The sequence below is a fragment of the Salegentibacter holothuriorum genome (genome assembly GCF_900168045.1).
Taxonomy (GTDB): domain Bacteria; phylum Bacteroidota; class Bacteroidia; order Flavobacteriales; family Flavobacteriaceae; genus Salegentibacter; species Salegentibacter holothuriorum.
Genome location: NZ_FUYY01000001.1, coordinates 386,906 through 407,092 on the forward strand (window position 1 = coordinate 386,906; position 20,187 = coordinate 407,092).

Consider the following 20,187-nt stretch of genomic DNA (forward strand, 5'->3'; position numbering starts at 1 on the left):
GGAGTGTTATTTTAATTTCGAGGAAAACTTTGGGCTTTTAAACCTTGATTATTACGCAAATAAATGATTATAGCTAAGAATATTCATAAATACTACGGAGACCTTCATGTATTAAAAGGTCTTGATCTTCATATAAAGAAAAGTGAAATTGTTTCTATAGTGGGAGCTTCAGGTGCTGGTAAAACCACTTTGCTACAAATTTTAGGAACTTTAGATAAACCCGAAAAAAATAAGGAATCTTCCCTTGAAATAAACGATACCAATATTTACCGGCTTTCCTCAAAGGAGTTATCTAAATTTAGAAATAAGAATATTGGATTTATTTTTCAGTTTCATCAATTATTGCCTGAATTTACTGCACTAGAAAATATTTGTATCCCGGCATACATTCATAATACCCCAAAGGAAAAAGCTGAAGAACGTGCCAAAGAGCTTTTAGGCTTTTTAGGACTTAAAAACAGGGCCAATCACAAGCCCGGAGAACTTAGTGGTGGTGAACAGCAGCGTATAGCAGTAGCCCGGGCCCTTATAAACAAACCCGCTGTAATTTTTGCCGATGAACCATCGGGAAATTTAGATACAGAATCTGCCGAAAATCTTCACCAATTATTTTTTAAACTTCGGGATGAGTTTGAACAAACTTTTGTAATTGTAACCCATAACGAGGAACTTGCAGATATGGCTGATAGGAAAATTACAATGCAGGATGGGAAAATTATTGATAAAAAGGAAATTTAAATAGTTTGAAAAAAAGTGAACTTAAATCTTTTCTCGATTTCAAAGCCGAACAATATAATACACCTGAGTTTATAGCTTCAGACCCTGTTCAAATCCCGCATTTATTCAGCAAAAAAGAGGATATTGAAATTGCTGGCTTCCTTACCGCTACCATTGCCTGGGGAAACCGAAAAAGCATTCTTAAAAATGCTAACCGATTGATGGAAATGCTGGATCACAGTCCGCATGATTTTATTTTGAATCACTCAGCAAGCGATCTTGAAAATCTATCTGGCTTTGTACATCGTACATTTAACGAGACAGACCTTATTTTTTTTATTTCAGCATTAAAGAACATTTATAAAAACCACGGCGGGATTGAAACCGTTTTCACTGAAAATGCTGAAATAAAATCACTCCAGCCGGCTATTCACGAATTCAAAAAAATATTTTTTGAAATTCCGCATCCCCACAGAACTCAAAAACATGTGAGTGATCCCTTTAAGAATTCAGCTGCCAAAAGAATTAATATGTATCTACGGTGGATGGTAAGAGACGATAAGGCGGGAGTAGATTTTGGATTATGGAAAAAACTTGATGCTTCCCAATTAAGCTGTCCCCTGGATGTACATTCTGGTAATGTAGCACGAAAATTAAATCTACTAAAGCGAAAAGCCAATGACGCTAAAGCCTTATCTGAATTAGATACTTCACTAAGAAAACTTGATGCTGCTGATCCCGTTAAATATGATTTTGCCCTCTTTGGCCTAGGAGTTTTTGAAAAATATTAGTAAACATTTAACAATATCCGTTAAATTTGTTAAATTTGAATTAATTCAATATTTTTAATATATGTTAAGTCCAGTGATTCCGGAAAACGAAAGTCAACGTCTAAAGGCGCTTCAGGATGCTAATATTTTGTACAGTCCTTCCCAGGAAGAATTTGATAACATCACTCAATTAGCCTCTTTTATTTGTAAGACACCGGTTTCCCTAATCTCTTTGGTTGGTGAGCATGAACAATGGTTTAAATCTAAATACGGCACAGAATTATGTTCCTCTAAACGTGATATTTCTTTTTGTAGCCACGCCATTTTAAACCCAGAGGAATTAATGGAAATAGAGGATACAAGATTGGATAAACGTTTTGAAGATAACCCATTTGTAATTGCCAAAAAAGAGCCTATTATATATTACGCCGGAATGCCTTTAAAAGATTTTAATAAAATGGCCTTGGGTACGCTGTGCGTTATAGATACCAAACCAAACAAATTAGATCAAGACCAAAGAAAGGCCTTAAAGTCTCTTGCCAAACAAGTAGAAATTCTCTTAGAGCTAAAGAGAAAAAATGATTACCTGGAAAATGTAAAAAAGGAATTAAATGACCATAATTCTATGCTTAAGAATTTCGCAGGCGTGGTCTCCCATGATATGAAAATGCCTCTGGCAAATATGATTATTACGGCTGATATTCTTAAAGCAAAATTCGGAAAAAAATTGGGAGAGGAAGGCTTATCTTATTTAAAAAACCTCAAACAAGCCGGCTTAAGACTTAGCGGGTATATTAATGGGATTCTAGATCATTATGAAAGCGATAGTATTGCTGCATCAAATAATGAAGAATTTGATGTACATCAACTATTGGAAGAGATTATAGACCTTTTAAATATTACTGAAGATTGCATTATTAACCTGCCAGAAGACAACATTATAATTAGCTCTAACCGGGCAGCGTTAGAACAGATTTTTTTGAACCTCCTGGGCAATAGTCTTAAATATAACGACAAGCCAAAAATACTTATTGACATAGAATTTTCTCAAACCCCCGATTTTTATTATTTCAGCGTAAAAGACAATGGCATTGGTATTCCCAAAGAGAAGGAAGAAGATATTTTTAAACTATTTACCATTGTAGCCAAGAGTGATCGTTCTGGAAATAAAGGCAATGGGATAGGTCTTTCAACAGTAAAAAGACTGGTAAGTAATTTGGGCGGAAACCTAAAAATGAAATCAGAATTGGGTAAAGGGACTTCTTTCAATTTTTCAATTGGCCGAAAACCTTAGACTTATATTTTAAGGTGAAATAGCTTTGAGAACCTAAAAAAGGATTCATAAGAGCATTATTTTAATTCTTAAGTAAGCATGGTAAGAGGTAAATCTCGATTATCCAGCAAAAATGGGCAAAATATATGCAGCAAAAATATATTTCTTCAAAAGAAAAAGCACGCAGGGGAGCACTTGCCGAGTATGCAATCTTCAAATCTGGAGAAGATAAAGATTACGATCAACTTACATATTTAGGAGCTAAAATATGCCAGGCTCCGGTAGCTAAAATCAGCATTATTGGTAAAAATAAGGTTTGGTATAAATCTGTTTTTGGCACTCCACAAGACGAAATATTCCGGAAAAATTCCTTTTGCGAACATACCATCTGGGCAGAGGAAGAAATTTTTATTATCAACAGCAGGGATCAGCCCGAATTCTTTGAACAAGCCAAAGAGCTTTACTCCTGTGAATATCATTTTTATGCCGGTGTTCCTTTATTAAACGAAAATGGTCACGCCATAGCAGTGTTCTGTGTATTTGATACTAAAATTAGAAATTTAGATCAGGATCAAAAAAAGTCATTAATAGCATTGGCCAATCAGTGTATGAACCTTTTTGAGAGCAGAAAACATAAAACAAAACTCCAGCATATTCAGCGTAAATTAAAACAAAAATATAAGGAACTTGAAAAATTTGCGAGCCTGGTTTCTCACGATATCAAATCACCATTAGCCAACATTATTTCTTTAACAGAATTACTAAAAGAAGAAAACAAAGAAACGCTAGACGAGCAAAGCAGGCAATATCTTGATTTTTTGGTAGAGTCATCCTATTCACTTCGTAATTATGTAGACGGAATTTTAAAATTTTACCGTAGTGATCATATTTTGGAAAAAGATTTTGAAGATGTACACCTCCCCAGCCTATTAAAAAAAATCTCAGATTTATACAGCTTAGAAGAAAACGTAGAGATCACCTATCCAGATAAAGGGCACTTAAAAAATATAAATAAAGCTGCGCTTACCCAGGTTTTTATGAATTTAATAAATAATGCTTTAAAATATAATAATAAGAGTCTTAGGAAAGTTGCTATTACGTATAAAGAGACAGACAGTTATTATTGTTTTGCTATTACTGATAATGGCAATGGGATAGAAAATGATAATATAGAAAAGATCTTTAAACTCTTTACTACCTTAGATGCACAAGACAGGTATGGAAATCATGGTAGTGGCATTGGTCTTGCCACGGTAAAAAAGCATATTGAACAAATGCAAGGCACTATAGATGTTATTTCTGAAAAAGGTGTAGGGAGTACTTTTAAATTCAAAATTAAACGCCTTTAGCTTAATTTCCATTTCCTATATTTGAAAAACTTTTTAAAGCTTTATGGAATTTAAGCAGCCGGAACTTCTTTATGCCCTGTTTTTACTACTTATCCCTTTGGCTATTCATTTGTTTCAGCTCCGCCGATTTCAAAAAGAAGATTTCACCAATGTAAAATTTCTAAAAAAGCTTATTCGGCAAACGCGAAAAAGCTCCCGTTTAAAGAAATGGCTGGTATTAACTACAAGAATGCTGATGTTGGCCTTCTTGGTTTTCGCTTTTGCTCAGCCCTATTTTCCTGCAGAAGATCCAGAAGCTTCTTCAAACGAAAAAGTCGTATTCCTGGATAATTCTTACAGTATGCAAGCCACAGGCCAAAATGGAGAACTTTTTGCGACTGCGATTCAGGATTTAATTAAAAGTCTTCCGGAGAATAAAGAAATTAGCTTATTTACCCATAACGATGAATTTCAAAATCTTTCTGCAGAAGAATTAACTGCAGAACTTCAAAATCTGGATTTTACCGAAAATCCTTTAGATTTAAATGCGCTTCTATTAAAGGCAAATCAGCTTTTTAATGCTTCTACCAACGAAAAAGACCTCATTTTTATTTCCGATTTCCAGCGAAACCTGGGTTTAGAAAAACAACTAGATTCTACCACTAATCATCATTTTATTCCCCTGGTTCCCGAAAGCACTCAAAATATAAGTATAGATTCTTTGTTTATAAACAATCGGGAAGCTAATGAAATTAGTTTACAAGTGCTGCTTAGCAGTACTTCTCCCTACGCTGAAAGCCTTAGTATCGCTATGTATAACGGGGAAGAACTTTTGGCAAAAACAGCGGTAAATTTTAAGGAAGATATAAGTGCTGAGGCAGAATTTAAAATTAATACTGAAGAAATCCCTAACGGAATTCTAAGAATTGAGGATGCTGGCCTGGAATATGACAATTCTCTATTTTTTAGTTTTAATAAACCTAAACCGGCCAGGGTGGTTATTATAACAGAAAATGCAGATGCCACTTTTTTAAATCGTATTCTTACTTTCCCCGAATTTAACACTGAAATATTCACGATAGATCAACTTGATTTTAATAAACTTAACAATGCAGATATTGTAATTCTCAATGAATTAGAATCAATTTCCGGGGCTTTACAAACTAATTTAAAAAACATACATAGCAACGCGGTGCCGCTGGTAATTGTTCCATCAGCAAATAATAATTTAAACGCTTACAATAATTTTCTTAACCGTTTAAATGCACCTTTATTTACCGAATTTCATAGCAAAGAAACATTAATCACTGAATTATTTTTTGGTCATCCTTTACTACAGGGTGTTTTTAAGGAGAAAGTCGAGAATTTTGATTATCCCAAAGTGCAGACTTATTATAGCATACAAAATGCTATTAACATAATTTCGTTTCAGAACAATTCAGGGTTTTTAGTGGAAGGAAATGGAGTTTTTCTGTTTTCAGCCGCATTGAATAATGAAAATTCTAATTTCAGAAACTCCCCTTTAATAGTTCCTGTTTTTTACAATATTGGGGCTGGCACATTAAGAAACCCTAAGCTATATTACGAAACGGGAAAGGATATTGAAATTAAAATTCCGCTTCAAACGCAACAGGATAAAGTAGTTCATCTTCTTTCAAAAACCGAAGATTTTATTCCGAGACAACGATCGCTGGATGACAATACAGAAATAAACACTAACGGACTTGATATTACTTCCGGTAATTATTCTCTGGAATACAACAATGAAAACAAGGGACATTTGAGTTTTAACTCTTCCAGGAGTGAAAGTGAACTGGAATATAATATTCCGAAGCAAACAGAAAACATAAGAATTCATACAAACATTGGTGCTTATTTTGAAGAACTAAAAGTAGCTAGCCAAAGCAACGAGCTTTGGAAAAGCTTTATTATTTTTGCATTGATCTTTTTATTTGTAGAGATGCTGCTTTTAAAATTCTTTAAATAAATCTAGCACGATGCTAGAACAAAAAATTATACAGCCAGATGATTAATCAGCTGTAATAAATTCCCGCGATGGGATTAAATTTATAAAAATGAAAATACTCTTAAAATCGACCACTATCATTGATAAACAATCGGTTTACAACAATAAAAAGTTAGATGTTTTAATTGAAAATGGAATTATAAAAAAGATCGCAAAAGACATCTCTACAAAGGCAGATAAAGTGATTAATGAAGAAAATCTTCATGTTTCCAGGGGTTGGTTTGATAGTAGTGTAAGTTTTGGGGAACCCGGTTTTGAAGAACGCGAAACCATTGCAAACGGGCTGGATACCACCGCTAAAAGTGGCTTTACCGGTATTGCTTTAAATCCAAATACCTACCCTATAATCGACAATAATGGAGCAATCACTTCGGTAAAAGCTAAGGCAGCTCACCACCCGGTTACGCTATTCCCAACAGGGGCCTTAACTGTTAAAGGAGAAGGTATAGATCTTGCCGAACTTTATGATATGAAACAAGGTGGTGCCGTAGCTTTTGGAGATTACAAAAGAGCGATTAAAAATCCTAATCTTCTGAAGATTGCCCTTCAATATGCTCAAAATTTCGATGCGCTGGTACAGTCATTCCCGCAGGAAGACCGTATTGCAGGAAAAGGAATGGTAAATGAAGAGCAAAGTAGCACTTCTTTAGGCTTAAAAGGAATACCCAATCTTGCAGAAGAATTACAAATAACACGAGATCTTTATTTATTGGAATATACCGGGGGGAAATTACATATACCCACTATTTCAACTAAAAAATCTGTAGCACTAATTAAGGAGGCAAAAAAGAAAGGTCTTGATGTTAGCTGCAGCGTGGCCATTCATAATTTAATTTTTACGGATGAAATTTTGCAGGATTTTGATGCAAACGCAAAAGTTTTACCTCCGTTAAGAACCCGAGAAGATATAAAAGCACTGATAAAAGGTGTAAAAGACGGCACTATAGATATGCTTACCAGCGATCACACTCCAATTGACACCGAGCATAAAAAAGTAGAGTTTGACCATGCATTATATGGAACTATTGGCTTAGAATCTGCGTTTGGCGCCTTAAATACCATTTTTTCTACGGAAGAAGTTATTGAAGTATTAACTAAGGGAAAACAACGTTTTGGCCTGGAAGATATAGAAATTAAAGAAGGAAATGCCGCAGATCTAACGCTATTTATTCCGAATGAAAAATATGAATTTACCGAAACTCATATTTTTTCGACTTCCAAAAACAGTATTTTTAAATCTTATTCACTTAAGGGAAAAGCTTTGGGAATTATTACCAAAGCTGGGGATTTCGGTTTATAAATTCCGGGTTAAATTTAATACCTTTACGCTATAAATAACCAGTTATGAAATCAATGGCCGAAGAAGGAAAAACTACAGCAATAGTTGCCTATCTCACGATTATAGGTACTATAATAGCCTATTTTATGAATAACGAACATAAAAACCCTTTTGCATCCTTTCATATTAGGCAGGCGCTTGGCATCCATGTGACATTTTACATTTTAGGCGTTGTAGTAGGCTTATTTGACAGCTGGCTTATTTCCTGGTCTTTTTGGATTTTTATTGCCGTTTTAGGTATCTATGGGCTGGTAACAGCTATACAGGGCGAACAAAAAGAAGTGCCAATTCTTGGTGCATATTTTCAAAAATGGTTTAGTACAATACAATAAATGAATACCAAAGAACTTTCCTTAGAACACCTTATTAGAAAACCAAAAATAGCTTCTGAAAAACCGCCAATGCTTATTATGCTGCACGGTTACGGAAGCGATGAGAACGACCTTTTCTCTTTTGCTGAAGAATTGCCAGATGAGTTATTCGTGATTTCAGTAAAAGCGCCTTATGCTATGCAACCTTATGGTAATGCATGGTATGCAATTCATTGGGATAACCAGGATGGAAAATTTAGTGACGATGAGCAAGCTAAAGAATCCCGTGAAAAAATCCTTAACTTTATTGATGAAGCGATTGAAACTTATCATTTAGATGCTAAAAACGTTACGCTTTTAGGTTTTAGCCAAGGCAGTATTTTAAGCTATGCTGTAGCCCTCTCCTACCCGCAAAAAGTTAAGAATATAGTTGCCTTAAGCGGTTATATCAATAAAGGAATTATAAAACCGGGATTTGAAAATAAGGATTTCTCAAACCTGTCTTTTTATTGTTCGCATGGTTCGGTAGATCAGGTAATTCCTGTAGAATGGGCACGCCAAACCAAACCTATTTTAGACACGCTTAACATTGAAAATAGCTATTCAGAATTTCCGGTTGGGCACGGTGTAGCCCCGCAGAATTTCTTTGAATTACGGGAATGGCTTAAGAAAAGAATCTAATTTACAGGATATAAAAATGATTTTTCTGCAGTAAGATCCAGCTTTCCTTTTTCATCTATTTCATAGGTAAAAAATACTTCGCCCCAATACTTCCCATCGGTAAAATCAGCGATAACCCATTTATGATTTAGGATCTTGATCTTGTTTATGCGCATATCACCTTCCATCCCGGCAAAAGGAACATAAGAATTATCGGCATCTACTTTATTCTGACTCATGAGCTCATTTTCTATAGCTTCAGATACTTTTACAGCCTCCACTCCCATAGATTCAAAATAGCTCATCGCATCTTCATTATCAAGTAAAGAAAAATAGCCGACATCTTCATTTAATTCCGCTAAAGAGTCATTTTCAAACTGAAGCCTTTCAACTTCGCTTTTCAATTCTTGAATATCTGCATCCCTTGAATCAAGAATTTTTTTATCATTCACATAAATAAAAATGGTAAACAATAGAGAAAAAATAAAAAGGTAGAGTAATAAGTTTTTACGCATTTTAAATAGTAATTTCTAGATTATCGTAGGCAACAAATACATTATCCGGAAGTTGTTGCTGCACTTCATCATGAAAGCCAAGCAAATGACTTATATGGGTTAAATACGCTCGTTCTGGCTTCACGCGATCTATAAACTCTAAAGCTTCCTCCAGGTTTAAATGAGAATGATGTGGTTCAATTCTTAAGGCGGTAACCACTAAAACTTTCACTCCATCTAACTTTTGAACCTCTTCTTCTTTAATAGATTTAAGATCGGTAAGATAAGCGAAATCCTTAAGTCTAAACCCAAAAACCTGTAAGCGATTATGCTTGTAATCTATAGGTATGATCTTTATATCTTTAAAATAAAAAGGCTTGTTTATAATTTCATGTTCAATGACCCCGGGAGCTCCAGGATATTTATTGGTGGAGGTAAAAATATACTCAAAACGTTTTCTTAAGGAATCTAATACTCGCTTATGGGCAAAAACCGGGATATCTCCCTGGCGAAAGAAAAAAGGCCTAATATCATCTAATCCTGCAGTATGATCGTTATGCTCATGAGTATATAATATGGCATCAAGATTTTCTATAGGGTTTGCAAGCATTTGCATCCTAAAATCTGGGCCACAATCTATTAGAATATTATAATCTTCCCATTTTACCAAAACCGATACCCGCAAACGTTTATCTTTGTGGTTCTCGCTAAGACATACCGGGTGCTTACTGCCAATTATTGGGATTCCCTGAGAGGTTCCTGTACCTAAAAAAATTACTTCCAAGAATTATATGTTTTGCTGCAAAAGTAAAGATAATTTTTTTCTATACCTTATCGTTTTTAGTACCTTTGGTATACACGAAAAGGAAATCACACATAAAAAAAAAATTATGCCAATTACAATAATGGGCGATAAGGAATTTGAAAATGTTCCTTCTATAAAAAGTAAAGCACTTCGCATTAATCTAAATGAAAATATCTACGGAACTTTTTCTGAAATTGGTGCCGGGCAGGAAACTGTAAGGAATTTCTTTAGAGCTGGAGGCGCTTCGGGTACTATTGCAAAGGCCATGAGCGCTTATGATAAAGATTTTAGTGATGCTATTTATGGCGTTGAAAATGATAGAAGATATGTAACTGAAGCACGCCTAAAAAAGATGCTTTCTCATGAAATTGGCTTGATAGAACAACGAATTTCTCGCGAAAAACATCCTAATAAACTATTCTTTAGTTATGCTAATACTGTGGCAACTATAGATTTTGCAAAGAAATATAAAGGTCACGGTTGGATAGGAATCAGATACCAGGTAAGGCCAGAGGAAGATTATAATGAGATTAGCCTACACGTAAGATTTCACGAAAATGACGCGCGTCATCAACAAAATACTTTGGGTATACTTGGTGTAAACCTTATTTATGGTGCCTATTATAAATATGATAATCCAAAAAAACTTTTACGCTATTTATACGATCATATAGATAAAGATCAAATAGAGATTGATACTATAAACTTTAGCGGACCTAGGTTTGAAGGTGTAGACAACCGCCTAATGAGTCTACAACTGGTAAAAAATGGAATGACAGATGCCGTGATGTTTGCTCCAGACGGAAATAACGTACTTCCAGCTAAAATTCTTTATAAAAAGAATATCCTGGCCTTTAGAGGAAGTTTTAGACCGGTAACCAAGGTTAATATGGATATGTATGAGCGTTCGCTTGAACTATTCTTAAAAGAAAGCAAGGTAGAAAAAGAGAATACCGAAGTTATTTTTGAAATCACTCTTTCTAACCTAAGAGCCGAAGGTGAAATAGATGAACGTGATTTTATGGATAGGGCGGAACTTTTATGTTCCCTGGGACAAACCGTAATGATCTCTAATTTCCAGGAATATTATCGTGTAGTTGAATACTTCTCAAGATATTCAAAACAGCGTATGGGCTTGAGTATGGGTGTAAATAACCTTGTTGATGTATTTGATGAAAAGTATTACAGACATTTAAGTGGTGGTATACTAGAAGCCTTCGGGAAATTATTCTTTAAAGATCTTAAGGTTTACCTCTACCCTCTTAAAGATCCAGAAACGGGAGAAATTACTACCAGCGATAACCTCAAGGTGCATCCTAGAATGAAAGAATTATATAAATTCTTTAAGTATAACGGAAGAGTTGAAGATATTGAAAACTACAATCCCGAAATTCTTGATGTATACTCCAGAGAGGTGCTTCAAATGATTAATGAAGGAAAAGAAGGCTGGGAAGATATGTTACCTGAAAAAACTACGAAAATGATAAAGGAGCACAACCTCTTCAATTATAAAGAAAATAAGAGAAAAGCAAAAACAGAAGTTTAAAACCTTAAATTTCTAAACATAAAAAAATCCGGATGAATTAATCATCCGGATTTTCTATTTAAATGTCATCCTGAATTTATTTCAGAACCCGCTCCGAAATTTATTCGGAGATCTAAGTTACTTTTGATTCCAATTATGTTAGAAGCTGAAACAAGTTCAGCTTGACGAAAACAAGATTCAGAATATTTTTTATATTACTTCAAGATTGTACTTAAGCAACCCGCTCTATTTTAGCTCCAATGGCTTTAAGGCGCTCGTCTATTTTTTCATAGCCTCTATCAATTTGTTCAATATTATGGATTGTAGATGTTCCTTTAGCTGAAAGCGCGGCGATAAGTAAAGAAATACCTGCCCTAATATCTGGCGAAGTCATTGTTGTTGCTTTTAACTGCGACTGGAAATCGTGCCCAATTACCGTAGCCCGGTGTGGATCACATAAAATAATCTTTGCTCCCATATCAATCAGTTTATCAACAAAAAACAAACGGCTTTCGAACATTTTTTGATGTATAAGTACACTTCCGCGAGCCTGCGTGGCTACTACCAGCAAAATACTCAATAAATCTGGAGTAAAACCAGGCCAGGGCGCATCACTAATATTCATTATAGAACCATCAATAAAACTTTGCACCTCGTAACCGTTGGTATGCGCTGGAATAAAAATATCATCTCCTTTCCGCTCAATAGTAATTCCCAGTTTTCTAAAAGTAGTTGGAATAATACCTAACATATCCCAGCGAACATTCTTTATAGTAATTTCGCTTTTAGTCATCGCAGCAAGACCTATCCAGGATCCTATCTCAACCATGTCTGGAAGAATACGATGCTCACATCCCTTTAATGAAGTTACACCTTCTATAGTTAGCAGATTTGAACCTACACCGCTTATTTTTGCTCCCATAGCGTTAAGCATGGTGCAAAGTTGCTGCAAATAAGGTTCGCAAGCAGCATTATAAATAGTAGTAGTTCCCTTGGCAAGTACAGCCGCCATAACAATATTAGCAGTACCGGTAACAGATGCTTCTTCCAAAAGCATAAAGTCACCTTTTAATCCATTAGGAGCTTCAACACCGTAAAAACGTTCTTCCCTATTATACCTGAATTTAGCTCCCAATTTTATAAATCCTTCAAAATGGGTATCCAACCTTCTTCTTCCAATTTTATCGCCACCGGGTTTCGGAATAAATCCTTTACCAAATCTTCCTAATAATGGCCCCACAATCATAATAGATCCACGTAAACCGCTACCGTCTTTTTTAAATTGGTCGCTGCTTAAATAATCCAGGTCAAGATCATCACTTTTAAAAGAATAGCTTCCTTTTCCCAGTTTCTTGATTTTAACGCCAAGATTTTCAAGAAGCTGTATCAATTTATTTACATCCAGAATATCTGGTATATTATTAATAATCACCTCTTCTGAGGTTAACAATACGGCACAAAGAATTTGCAGGGCTTCGTTTTTGGCTCCTTGCGGCTGAATTTCTCCGCTAAGTTGCTGCCCGCCTTCAATTTGGAAAGTTCCCATGAAAAGTAAAATATTTTTTAGTAGCGCTTACGTCCAGTGCCACCTTTACGGTTAGATTTTTTAGGATGATTGCTTTTGCTGGTATGTTTTTTCTTATTTCTAATAAGACTGGAAGCATCACTAAGATCTTCGTCGGCATTCTTAAGGTTGATTTTCCCGTCACTAAGTTCACGAAGATGTTCAAAAATAATCTTATCTTCTACCGTATCACGATTCCAGTTTAGGTAAGACTTCTTCATATGATTGGCTATGGTTAAAACCAAACCTTCCTTTAAAGGCCCTTCATCCCAATCTTTAACTTCATCAATCATTCGGTAAATATTATTTCCGTAGAAACGATATTTTGGGAAGTTTTGTGGATAACCTAACATCTCAGGTCGTTCTTCCAACATTTCTCTACTGGGCTTTGGAAAAGGCGACTCTACATCAAGTTTAAAATCACTAATTATAAATAACTGATCCCATAATTTATGCTGAAAATCTGGTACATCACGTAGATGCGGTTGCATATTACCCATTACGGCAATGATAGATTTCGCAACCTGGTTACGTTCTTTATCATCCTCTATTTCTACGGCTTCTTCCACCATTTTTTGAAGATGTCTTCCGTATTCGGGAATAATTAAGTGGCTCCTTTCAGAGTTATATTCTAATGCGTGTGTCAAAAATTGAAATTTATAAGATGATACTTTACTCGATAATCGAGACTTAAATACTTTGAGGCCAGGCTCAAAATCAAAAAAATCTTCCCTTAATGCCTCATAGGCTTCCCCTAGAGGTTATTTACTGTAGAAGTTAATCGCTGCAAAATACTAAATATTATCGGGATAGATAAAAAATTAATAACTTAAAAAACAGGAGCTTCAAAGCCAGTAGAAAAATTTAAAGATTATCCTTTCACGTTTTGCCAGGATTAAAGGGAGATTACACCTTCTACCTTTGCAGCAACTTCTTTATATTTTTCAATTACCGCATCTGGATTTTTCATGCGTACATTAATTGAAGTGCTTATATAAGTTCCTTTTTTAGATTTTTTGGTAGTAATTACTGCTCCCATATTATCAAAAATATCTTCAATAGTTTTTACCTGGTTAGACTTTGCTGGTACTATAAATTTATAGAGATACTCGGTTGGCCATAGTGAAGTATCTTGTAACTGCGTTTTTAATTTGCTATAAAACTCTTCTTGATCTTTTGTTCCACTCATAATTTTCTAACTTAAATTTAGATTGTAAAGATACAAGGATTGCAAACATTTTTATAATCAATTTCAAATGTCGAAATTTGAAGCGTGAAAAAACAGAAAATAGTAATTACCGGTGGCCCCGGTACCGGAAAATCGTCTATAATCCGCCAACTGGAAAAACATGGGCACGAATGCCTTCATGAAATTTCAAGGCAGGTTACCTTAGAAGCGCAAAAACAAGGAATTGCTCAGTTATTCCTGGAACAACCTGTCCTATTTAGTGAAAAATTATTGGAAGGGCGAAAAATTCAATATCGGGAAGCCGATATGATTCCCACTTCCATTATATTTATAGATCGCGGTATACCAGATGTGTTGGCATATATGGATTATTTTAAAACAGCGTATTCATCTTATTTTACAGATGCCTGTAAAGAATATTCATATGACAAAGTATTCTTTTTACCACCCTGGGAAGAAATTTACCAAAGTGATAATGAGCGTTACGAATCTTTTAAAGAAGCAAGTTTAATTTCAAAACATCTTTTTGAAACCTACAAGACGTATGGTTATACCCCTATTGAAGTCCCTAAAACTTCAATTATTGACAGGACCCAGTTCATTTTAAATCAAATTGAATAAGCTATTTGCAAGACGCACATCACATATTAAGGAAATACTGGGGGCATTCGTCCTTTAGGCCGCTGCAGGAACCTATAATAGAGAAACTGCTAGAGCAAAAAAATGTGTTAGCGCTAATGCCTACTGGTGGAGGAAAATCACTTTGTTTTCAAATTCCAGCTATAATACAAGAAGGAATTTGTATTGTGGTCTCTCCTTTAGTTGCTTTAATGGAAGATCAGGTAAACGCCCTTCACCAAAAAGGAATAAAAGCAATGGCTTTAACCGGCGGAATGACTTATCGGGATCTTGATGCTGCTCTTGATAATTGTATCTACGGAAGTTATAAATTTCTCTATTTATCTCCTGAAAGACTCCAGCAAGACCTGGTGCAAGAGCGTATTAAATTAATGAATGTTAATCTTATTGCTGTAGATGAAGCGCACTGCATTTCGCAATGGGGTCATGATTTTAGACCTGCGTACAGAAACATCTCTCAACTAAAAGATCTAAAACCCGGCGTACCATTTATTGGACTTACAGCCACCGCAACCCCGACTGTAGTAAGAGATATTGTAAAGGAGTTGGAACTGGAAAATATAGAAGTGCTTAAAGACTCCTTCTACAGGGCAAATATCGCCTACAATGTCTTAAAAGCTGAAGATAAATATTACCGTCTTGACCAACTGCTGGATAATAAAAACGAACCTGCAATAATTTATGTTAGGAGCAGGAAAGCAAGCCTTGAAATTGCTGATCTATTAAATAAAAAAGGCTATAAAGCTGATGCTTTTCACGGGGGATTACAACCGAAAGAAAAGACCAAAAGACTTAGTGCCTGGCTGGAAAACAAACACCAAATAATGGTGGCTACAACCGCTTTTGGAATGGGAATAGACAAGCCCGATGTGCGCCAGGTTATTCATTTAAACCTTCCTGAATCTTTGGAAAGTTATTTCCAGGAAGCAGGGCGTGCCGGGAGAGATGGAGAAAAAGCAATCGCAACTATTTTAACCAATAAAAGCGATATTCCGGTTTTAAAAAATCAATTTCTCGCGAACCTGCCGCAACTGGAAGATGTAAAACTGGTTTATAGAAAAATAAACACGTATTTTAGGGTCGCTTATGGTGAAGGGGAACAAACCGAACATAATTTTAGTTTTTCTAAATTTTGTGCACAATACGAACTTCCGTTTTCAAAAACTTACGAAGTGCTTCAGCTTTTAGACAGATGCAGTATAATAAAGCTTTCCAAAGAATTTCATAAGAAAACAAGTATTCATTTTATCGTTTCCGGAAAGCAACTTCAATTTTATTTAGACCAGAATCAGAAATACGAAAACTTTGTAAGAGCACTTTTAAGAACTTATGGCGGAATTTTAGAAAATAAGACCAATATAGATCTGGCTTCGGTATGCAAAAAATCAAATACCGATCAAAAAACAGCACTAAAATATCTTGAAGAACTGGAAAAAGCTCAGATATTGGAATATGTTTATGCTGAGCAAGATGCTACTGTATTATTCTTAGTTCCTAGAGAGGACGATTCGGTTGTTTTTCCGCTAGCGCCATATATAAAACAACACAATAAATCTAAAAAAGAAAAAATAGATTCGGTTTTAGGCTATTTGGAAAACGAGAAAGTTTGCCGAAGCAAACAACTATTAGCTTATTTTGGGGAAGAAAAAGCTGAAGACTGCGGAATTTGTTCGGTTTGCCAAAAACAAATGGCACCCTTAACAAGGGAGGTTAAAAATGCTATTTACATAGAAATTATAAAAATTTTAAAAACCACCAGTGCTTCTTCCCGGGAACTTACCGAGTCTATAAAGTACCCGGAAGATCAGGTTTTAGAGGTTTTACGTTTATTATTAGACAAAGAATTAATTTCCCGGGGAACAGGAAATATTTATAAAATAAATAATTGATGAGATCATTGAGAATAGTATTTATGGGCACACCAGACTTTGCTGTGGCCAGTTTAGAAAGCATATTAAATGCTGAGTACAACGTGGTTGGTGTGATTACCGCTCCCGATAAACCCGCGGGCCGGGGAAGAAAATTACAGGAAAGTCCGGTGAAAAAATTCGCAGTAAGCAAAGGTTTAAAAGTTTTGCAGCCTACAAATTTAAAAGATGAGGCTTTTATTGAAGATTTAAAGAGGCTAGATCCAACGGTACAAGTGGTGGTTGCGTTTAGAATGTTACCTAAAGTGGTTTGGGATTTGCCAAAATTTGGCACTTTTAATCTTCATGCTTCACTACTACCACAATATAGGGGCGCGGCGCCAATTAACTGGGCAATTATCAATAACGAAACAAAAACCGGTGTTTCCACTTTTTTTCTGGATGAAAAAATTGATACCGGTGCGATGATCCTTCAGAAGGAAATAAACATAACTGCTGAGGAAAGCGTAGGAGAGCTCCATGACAAATTGATGGAATTAGGCTCTGGACTGGTAGTAGAAACCCTTGAGCTTATAAAAAAAGGAAATCTTACCCCTACTCCGCAACCATTTGACCAATTATTAAAAGATGCGCCAAAGCTAAATAAGGAGAATACCAAGATTAATTGGAACGATTCATTAGATCAAATTTACAATCTAATTCGCGGACTTAATCCTTACCCAGCTGCCTGGTCTTTTTTATTTAACGGTAAAAAAGAAGAGAAGGTCAAGATATACCAATGTAAAAAAGAAAGTACCGATCATACTTTGGAAAATGGCAGTATTCTTATTGAAGATAAAAAGCTAAAAGTAGCAGTACAGGGTGGTTACTTAATAATTGAAGAATTACAACTTCCCGGTAAAAGAAAAATGGATGTGAAATCACTTTTAAACGGTTACGACTTTATAAAAGAAGCAAAATTCCTCTAAGCCCTTATGGTTATTGAAACGGTAGAAAATCAACTAAATGAAGACTTCTTTATCAACAAAATGCCCGACTTATTAACAAAATTCTGCATTTCCCTTGATATTACTTGCACGGCCGAGAATTCCATATAAATTTGTAGAGCAATTTAACAGAATGTTTAACCAACAATTTATTTAAAATTCAAATTATGAACAAAACAGATTTAATCGACGCAATGGCTGAAAATGCTGGAATTTCTAAAGCAGCAGCAAAAAAAGCACTAGAATCTTTTCTTGAAAACGTAGAGGGTTCTCTTAAAAAAGGAGATCGCGTTTCTTTAGTAGGATTTGGATCTTGGTCAGTTTCTAAAAGAGCTGCTCGTGAAGGAAGAAACCCACAAACCGGAAAAACTATTAAAATTGCTGCTAAAAATGTAGTTAAATTTAAGGCAGGTGCAGATTTACAAAAAGCTGTTAACTAATAATTTATATTAGTAAAAAATTACAAGCCTCCTGTGCAGGAGGCTTTTTTTAATGAAAATACTTTAGCATTTTATTTGATTTTTTTCAAAATAATGGTAGCTTAGAGTAAAACAAGGCTAAAATGATCGCTATAAAACCAACAAAAGGCCATCTATTGGTAGCAGAACCATCAATAATTGGAGATGTTGCGTTTAATCGTTCTGTGGTATTACTAGCCGAACATTCAGAAGCAGGTTCTGTTGGTTTTATACTTAACAAAGTATTAGACTTTACTTTAAAAGATCTAGTTCCTGATCTCTCTTCTAATTTTAAAATATACAACGGTGGCCCGGTAGAACAAGATAATCTTTACTTTATCCATAAGATACCGGACCTTATTCCACAAAGTGTAGAAATAGCCAATGGAATTTATTGGGGAGGAAATTTTGATGTGGTTACAGAGCTCATTAATCAAGGTTTAATAAGCGAAAAAGAAATACGATTCTTTTTAGGGTATTCTGGTTGGGATGCTAATCAATTAAGTGAAGAACTTAACTCGCATGCCTGGATAATAACTACAAATGATGACACCAAAGACATCATTGAGCGTCCTTATCGTTCTTTTTGGAAAGATAAAATGATGCAGTTAGGGGGAGAATACCTATTATGGTCCAACGCACCAGAAAATCCAAGTTATAATTAACCCAGTCTTGCTTTTACATTTAATTTTGAAAGTAAATCTTTAGCCAACTTATTGTCAAATTTCTTTTTACGATATTTAGTAATAGGCTGAATACCAGCAATCACATTTGTGATAAATAATTCATCTGCTTTTTGAAGTTCAAAAGGAGAGATAGAAGTTTCTTCTAAAGTTAAATCAGGTAAAGTCTTAATTATTTCAAGTAGTTTTTTCCTGGTTATTCCGTTTAAAGCACCATCAGTTAGTGGAGGAGTTTTTATCTTGTCCCCTTTTACAAGGAAAAGATTTCCGTTAAGAGCTTCAACCACATTTTTCTTTTCATTGATTAAAAAACAGTTATCATACTCATTTTCTGAAGCAAAAATACTTCCCAATACATTAATTGCACGATTATTAGACTTTATAGTAGAAAATAGACCGCTAGTTATATAATGGTCCTTAAAGAGTTCTACTTCATAATTCTCTTCATTTAGCAAATAAAAAGCGTTTGAAAGTTCTTCTGTAGTTATTATAAATCCAATTTCCCGAGTAGTAGGCCTATAATACCCGCCCTCTTTACGGTAAGCTGAAAATTTCACACGAGCCGCAGTGCTATCCAGAGCATTTTCTTTTACCAAATTTAAAATTTCTTCTTCGAGAAATTCAGGAGAGAAATTTGCAGGAATTTCCATTCGCATAATACGCATAGAAGCCATTAACCTAAAATAATGATCTTCCCAGAACATTATTTTTCCATTAATTACTCGAATGGTTTCAAAAACAGCATCTCCGTAGGCGAACCCACGATTTGTTATAGAAAGTGATGCTTCATTCTCTGCTACTAAGTTTCCGTCTAGATTTATCATAAAAAAGCCCCGTTTTAGAACGGGGCAAAGGTAATGTTTATCTTAGAAATATTATACCGATCCAAGTACCTGTTTAAGATCTGAAATCATATTTTCCCAAAGCATTTTCCCCTCTTCAATCTCATCTTCATCTTCGGCAAAATCAGTAATCATTATAGAGACATCTTTGGTGATCTCGTCTACCTGAATTCTTATTTCAAAAAAATATGGAGACTCTTCATCATCTAACCACTTAAACTTTATACGTTCATCACTTTTTTTGCTCACCAATTTGGCTTTTTCTTCACTTCCTTCCCAAATAAAAGTAAACAATTCGCCCCGTGAATTTACATTATCTGCATACCACTCACTTAATCCTGAAGGGGTTGATATATACTGGTACAACAATGAAGGAGAAGCTTGAATGGGAAATTCCATTTCGTACTTGATCTTATCTTCCATTTTTAGATTTAATTAGTTTTGGGCAATATAGATATTAATTAGAAGGATAAAAAGAAAACAAAATAAATATTTTAGAAAATAATGTTTGCGGCAATACAAAATGTTTATATATTTGCACCCGCATTCACAATTAGTGTAAATGCTTGTTAAGTCACGCCAACAGGCGTATTACAATAAATTATGGCGAGGTAGCTCAGTTGGTTAGAGCGTCGGATTCATAACCCGGAGGTCCCGAGTTCAAATCTCGGTCTCGCTACTAAAAAATCCCTTCTTTTCAGAAGGGATTT

Annotated in this window: 21 protein-coding genes and 1 tRNA gene; 15 read left to right on the forward strand and 7 right to left on the reverse strand. The window is 35.0% G+C overall.

The window, feature by feature from the left end; all coding sequences use genetic code 11:
• Positions 1 to 63: 63 nt before the first annotated feature.
• From B5X51_RS01745 to B5X51_RS01780, 8 genes are all read left to right on the forward strand, one after another.
• On the forward strand, positions 64 to 738 hold the full coding sequence (locus B5X51_RS01745; RefSeq protein WP_079719140.1) for an ABC transporter ATP-binding protein: 675 nt from the start codon (positions 64 to 66) through the stop codon (positions 736 to 738).
• A gap of 5 nt (positions 739 to 743) precedes the next feature.
• Positions 744 to 1,508, forward strand: coding sequence for a TIGR02757 family protein (locus B5X51_RS01750; protein ID WP_079719141.1), 765 nt, complete (start codon positions 744 to 746; stop codon positions 1,506 to 1,508).
• Between the two features lie 61 nt (positions 1,509 to 1,569).
• Positions 1,570 to 2,781 (forward strand): sensor histidine kinase, encoded by a 1,212-nt coding sequence (locus B5X51_RS01755; RefSeq protein ID WP_079719142.1) that lies wholly within the window; start codon positions 1,570 to 1,572, stop codon positions 2,779 to 2,781.
• A 125-nt stretch (positions 2,782 to 2,906) separates the two neighbouring features.
• Positions 2,907 to 4,109, forward strand: a complete 1,203-nt coding sequence (locus B5X51_RS01760; protein WP_079719143.1) for a GAF domain-containing sensor histidine kinase — start codon at positions 2,907 to 2,909, stop codon at positions 4,107 to 4,109.
• Positions 4,110 to 4,152: 43 nt separating this feature from the next.
• Entirely contained in the window at positions 4,153 to 6,075 is a 1,923-nt protein-coding gene (locus B5X51_RS01765; protein ID WP_079719144.1) for a vWA domain-containing protein, read from the forward strand.
• 88 nt (positions 6,076 to 6,163) lie between these two features.
• Positions 6,164 to 7,414 carry a dihydroorotase gene (locus B5X51_RS01770; protein ID WP_079719145.1) on the forward strand — a complete coding sequence of 417 codons (1,251 nt, stop codon included), beginning with the start codon at positions 6,164 to 6,166 and terminating at the stop codon, positions 7,412 to 7,414.
• A gap of 44 nt (positions 7,415 to 7,458) precedes the next feature.
• The gene (locus B5X51_RS01775; protein ID WP_079719146.1) at positions 7,459 to 7,785 is read left to right on the forward strand and encodes a DUF4870 domain-containing protein; all 327 of its coding nucleotides are present in this window, start codon (positions 7,459 to 7,461) and stop codon (positions 7,783 to 7,785) included.
• Entirely contained in the window at positions 7,786 to 8,445 is a 660-nt protein-coding gene (locus B5X51_RS01780; RefSeq protein WP_079719147.1) for an alpha/beta hydrolase, read from the forward strand.
• Here the strand turns inward: B5X51_RS01780 and B5X51_RS01785 are convergent.
• Both B5X51_RS01785 and B5X51_RS01790 read right to left on the reverse strand, forming a co-directional pair.
• Positions 8,442 to 8,939: a hypothetical protein gene (locus tag B5X51_RS01785; protein WP_079719148.1), complete on the reverse strand. Its 498-nt coding sequence runs from the start codon at positions 8,937 to 8,939 to the stop codon at positions 8,442 to 8,444. The genes B5X51_RS01780 and B5X51_RS01785 overlap by 4 nt on opposite strands.
• Position 8,940: 1 nt before the next feature.
• Positions 8,941 to 9,702, reverse strand: a complete 762-nt coding sequence (locus B5X51_RS01790) for an MBL fold metallo-hydrolase (RefSeq protein ID WP_079719149.1) — start codon at positions 9,700 to 9,702, stop codon at positions 8,941 to 8,943.
• A gap of 106 nt (positions 9,703 to 9,808) precedes the next feature.
• On the opposite strand from B5X51_RS01790, the gene B5X51_RS01795 reads away from it, so the two are divergent.
• On the forward strand, positions 9,809 to 11,269 hold the full coding sequence (locus B5X51_RS01795) for a nicotinate-nucleotide adenylyltransferase (RefSeq protein WP_079719662.1): 1,461 nt from the start codon (positions 9,809 to 9,811) through the stop codon (positions 11,267 to 11,269).
• A 211-nt stretch (positions 11,270 to 11,480) separates the two neighbouring features.
• Here B5X51_RS01795 and murA read toward each other — a convergent pair whose 3' ends face one another.
• From murA to B5X51_RS01810, 3 genes are all read right to left on the reverse strand, one after another.
• Complete coding sequence (gene murA / locus B5X51_RS01800) at positions 11,481 to 12,794, reverse strand: UDP-N-acetylglucosamine 1-carboxyvinyltransferase (RefSeq protein WP_079719150.1); 1,314 nt, start codon at positions 12,792 to 12,794, stop codon at positions 11,481 to 11,483.
• A gap of 17 nt (positions 12,795 to 12,811) precedes the next feature.
• The gene (locus tag B5X51_RS01805) at positions 12,812 to 13,459 is read right to left on the reverse strand and encodes a DUF4290 domain-containing protein (protein ID WP_079719151.1); all 648 of its coding nucleotides are present in this window, start codon (positions 13,457 to 13,459) and stop codon (positions 12,812 to 12,814) included.
• 248 nt (positions 13,460 to 13,707) lie between these two features.
• On the reverse strand, positions 13,708 to 14,001 hold the full coding sequence (locus tag B5X51_RS01810; protein WP_079719152.1) for a DUF493 family protein: 294 nt from the start codon (positions 13,999 to 14,001) through the stop codon (positions 13,708 to 13,710).
• 84 nt (positions 14,002 to 14,085) lie between these two features.
• Between B5X51_RS01810 and B5X51_RS01815 the strand changes: the two genes are divergently transcribed.
• The 5 genes from B5X51_RS01815 (at position 14,086) to B5X51_RS01835 (ending at position 18,617) form a co-directional block, all read left to right on the forward strand.
• Positions 14,086 to 14,622 (forward strand): AAA family ATPase, encoded by a 537-nt coding sequence (locus B5X51_RS01815; RefSeq protein ID WP_079719153.1) that lies wholly within the window; start codon positions 14,086 to 14,088, stop codon positions 14,620 to 14,622.
• Between the two features lie 5 nt (positions 14,623 to 14,627).
• Positions 14,628 to 16,529, forward strand: coding sequence for a RecQ family ATP-dependent DNA helicase (locus B5X51_RS01820; RefSeq protein WP_079719154.1), 1,902 nt, complete (start codon positions 14,628 to 14,630; stop codon positions 16,527 to 16,529).
• Positions 16,529 to 17,476 carry a methionyl-tRNA formyltransferase gene (gene fmt / locus B5X51_RS01825; protein ID WP_079719155.1) on the forward strand — a complete coding sequence of 316 codons (948 nt, stop codon included), beginning with the start codon at positions 16,529 to 16,531 and terminating at the stop codon, positions 17,474 to 17,476. Before B5X51_RS01820 ends, fmt begins: the two co-directional genes overlap by 1 nt.
• A gap of 185 nt (positions 17,477 to 17,661) precedes the next feature.
• Positions 17,662 to 17,934 (forward strand): HU family DNA-binding protein, encoded by a 273-nt coding sequence (locus tag B5X51_RS01830; protein ID WP_057483012.1) that lies wholly within the window; start codon positions 17,662 to 17,664, stop codon positions 17,932 to 17,934.
• 122 nt (positions 17,935 to 18,056) lie between these two features.
• Positions 18,057 to 18,617 carry a YqgE/AlgH family protein gene (locus B5X51_RS01835; RefSeq protein ID WP_079719156.1) on the forward strand — a complete coding sequence of 187 codons (561 nt, stop codon included), beginning with the start codon at positions 18,057 to 18,059 and terminating at the stop codon, positions 18,615 to 18,617.
• On the opposite strand, the gene B5X51_RS01840 is transcribed toward B5X51_RS01835, so the two are convergent.
• Complete coding sequence (locus B5X51_RS01840; RefSeq protein ID WP_079719157.1) at positions 18,614 to 19,459, reverse strand: aminotransferase class IV; 846 nt, start codon at positions 19,457 to 19,459, stop codon at positions 18,614 to 18,616. The two genes, B5X51_RS01835 and B5X51_RS01840, sit on opposite strands and share 4 nt — an antisense overlap.
• 51 nt (positions 19,460 to 19,510) lie before the next feature.
• The gene (locus B5X51_RS01845) at positions 19,511 to 19,900 is read right to left on the reverse strand and encodes an START-like domain-containing protein (protein WP_079719158.1); all 390 of its coding nucleotides are present in this window, start codon (positions 19,898 to 19,900) and stop codon (positions 19,511 to 19,513) included.
• Between the two features lie 182 nt (positions 19,901 to 20,082).
• Between B5X51_RS01845 and B5X51_RS01850 the strand changes: the two genes are divergently transcribed.
• Positions 20,083 to 20,156 (forward strand) — tRNA-Met (locus B5X51_RS01850).
• The last annotated feature ends 31 nt before the right edge of the window (positions 20,157 to 20,187 follow it).

Bases quoted from the DNA above. Each gene is read 5' to 3' on its own strand.
- B5X51_RS01745 (WP_079719140.1), top strand. From the start codon at position 64: ATGATTATAGCTAAGAATATTCATAAATACTACGGAGACCTTCATGTA.
- B5X51_RS01755 (WP_079719142.1), top strand. From the start codon at position 1,570: ATGTTAAGTCCAGTGATTCCGGAAAACGAAAGTCAACGTCTAAAGGCG.
- B5X51_RS01760 (WP_079719143.1), top strand. From the start codon at position 2,907: ATGCAGCAAAAATATATTTCTTCAAAAGAAAAAGCACGCAGGGGAGCA.
- B5X51_RS01765 (WP_079719144.1), top strand. From the start codon at position 4,153: ATGGAATTTAAGCAGCCGGAACTTCTTTATGCCCTGTTTTTACTACTT.
- B5X51_RS01770 (WP_079719145.1), top strand. From the start codon at position 6,164: ATGAAAATACTCTTAAAATCGACCACTATCATTGATAAACAATCGGTT.
- B5X51_RS01775 (WP_079719146.1), top strand. From the start codon at position 7,459: ATGAAATCAATGGCCGAAGAAGGAAAAACTACAGCAATAGTTGCCTAT.
- B5X51_RS01780 (WP_079719147.1), top strand. From the start codon at position 7,786: ATGAATACCAAAGAACTTTCCTTAGAACACCTTATTAGAAAACCAAAA.
- B5X51_RS01785 (WP_079719148.1), bottom strand. From the start codon at position 8,939: ATGCGTAAAAACTTATTACTCTACCTTTTTATTTTTTCTCTATTGTTT.
- B5X51_RS01795 (WP_079719662.1), top strand. From the start codon at position 9,809: ATGCCAATTACAATAATGGGCGATAAGGAATTTGAAAATGTTCCTTCT.
- murA (WP_079719150.1), bottom strand. From the start codon at position 12,794: ATGGGAACTTTCCAAATTGAAGGCGGGCAGCAACTTAGCGGAGAAATT.
- B5X51_RS01810 (WP_079719152.1), bottom strand. From the start codon at position 14,001: ATGAGTGGAACAAAAGATCAAGAAGAGTTTTATAGCAAATTAAAAACG.
- fmt (WP_079719155.1), top strand. From the start codon at position 16,529: ATGAGATCATTGAGAATAGTATTTATGGGCACACCAGACTTTGCTGTG.
- B5X51_RS01830 (WP_057483012.1), top strand. From the start codon at position 17,662: ATGAACAAAACAGATTTAATCGACGCAATGGCTGAAAATGCTGGAATT.
- B5X51_RS01835 (WP_079719156.1), top strand. From the start codon at position 18,057: ATGATCGCTATAAAACCAACAAAAGGCCATCTATTGGTAGCAGAACCA.
- B5X51_RS01840 (WP_079719157.1), bottom strand. From the start codon at position 19,459: ATGATAAATCTAGACGGAAACTTAGTAGCAGAGAATGAAGCATCACTT.
- B5X51_RS01845 (WP_079719158.1), bottom strand. From the start codon at position 19,900: ATGGAAGATAAGATCAAGTACGAAATGGAATTTCCCATTCAAGCTTCT.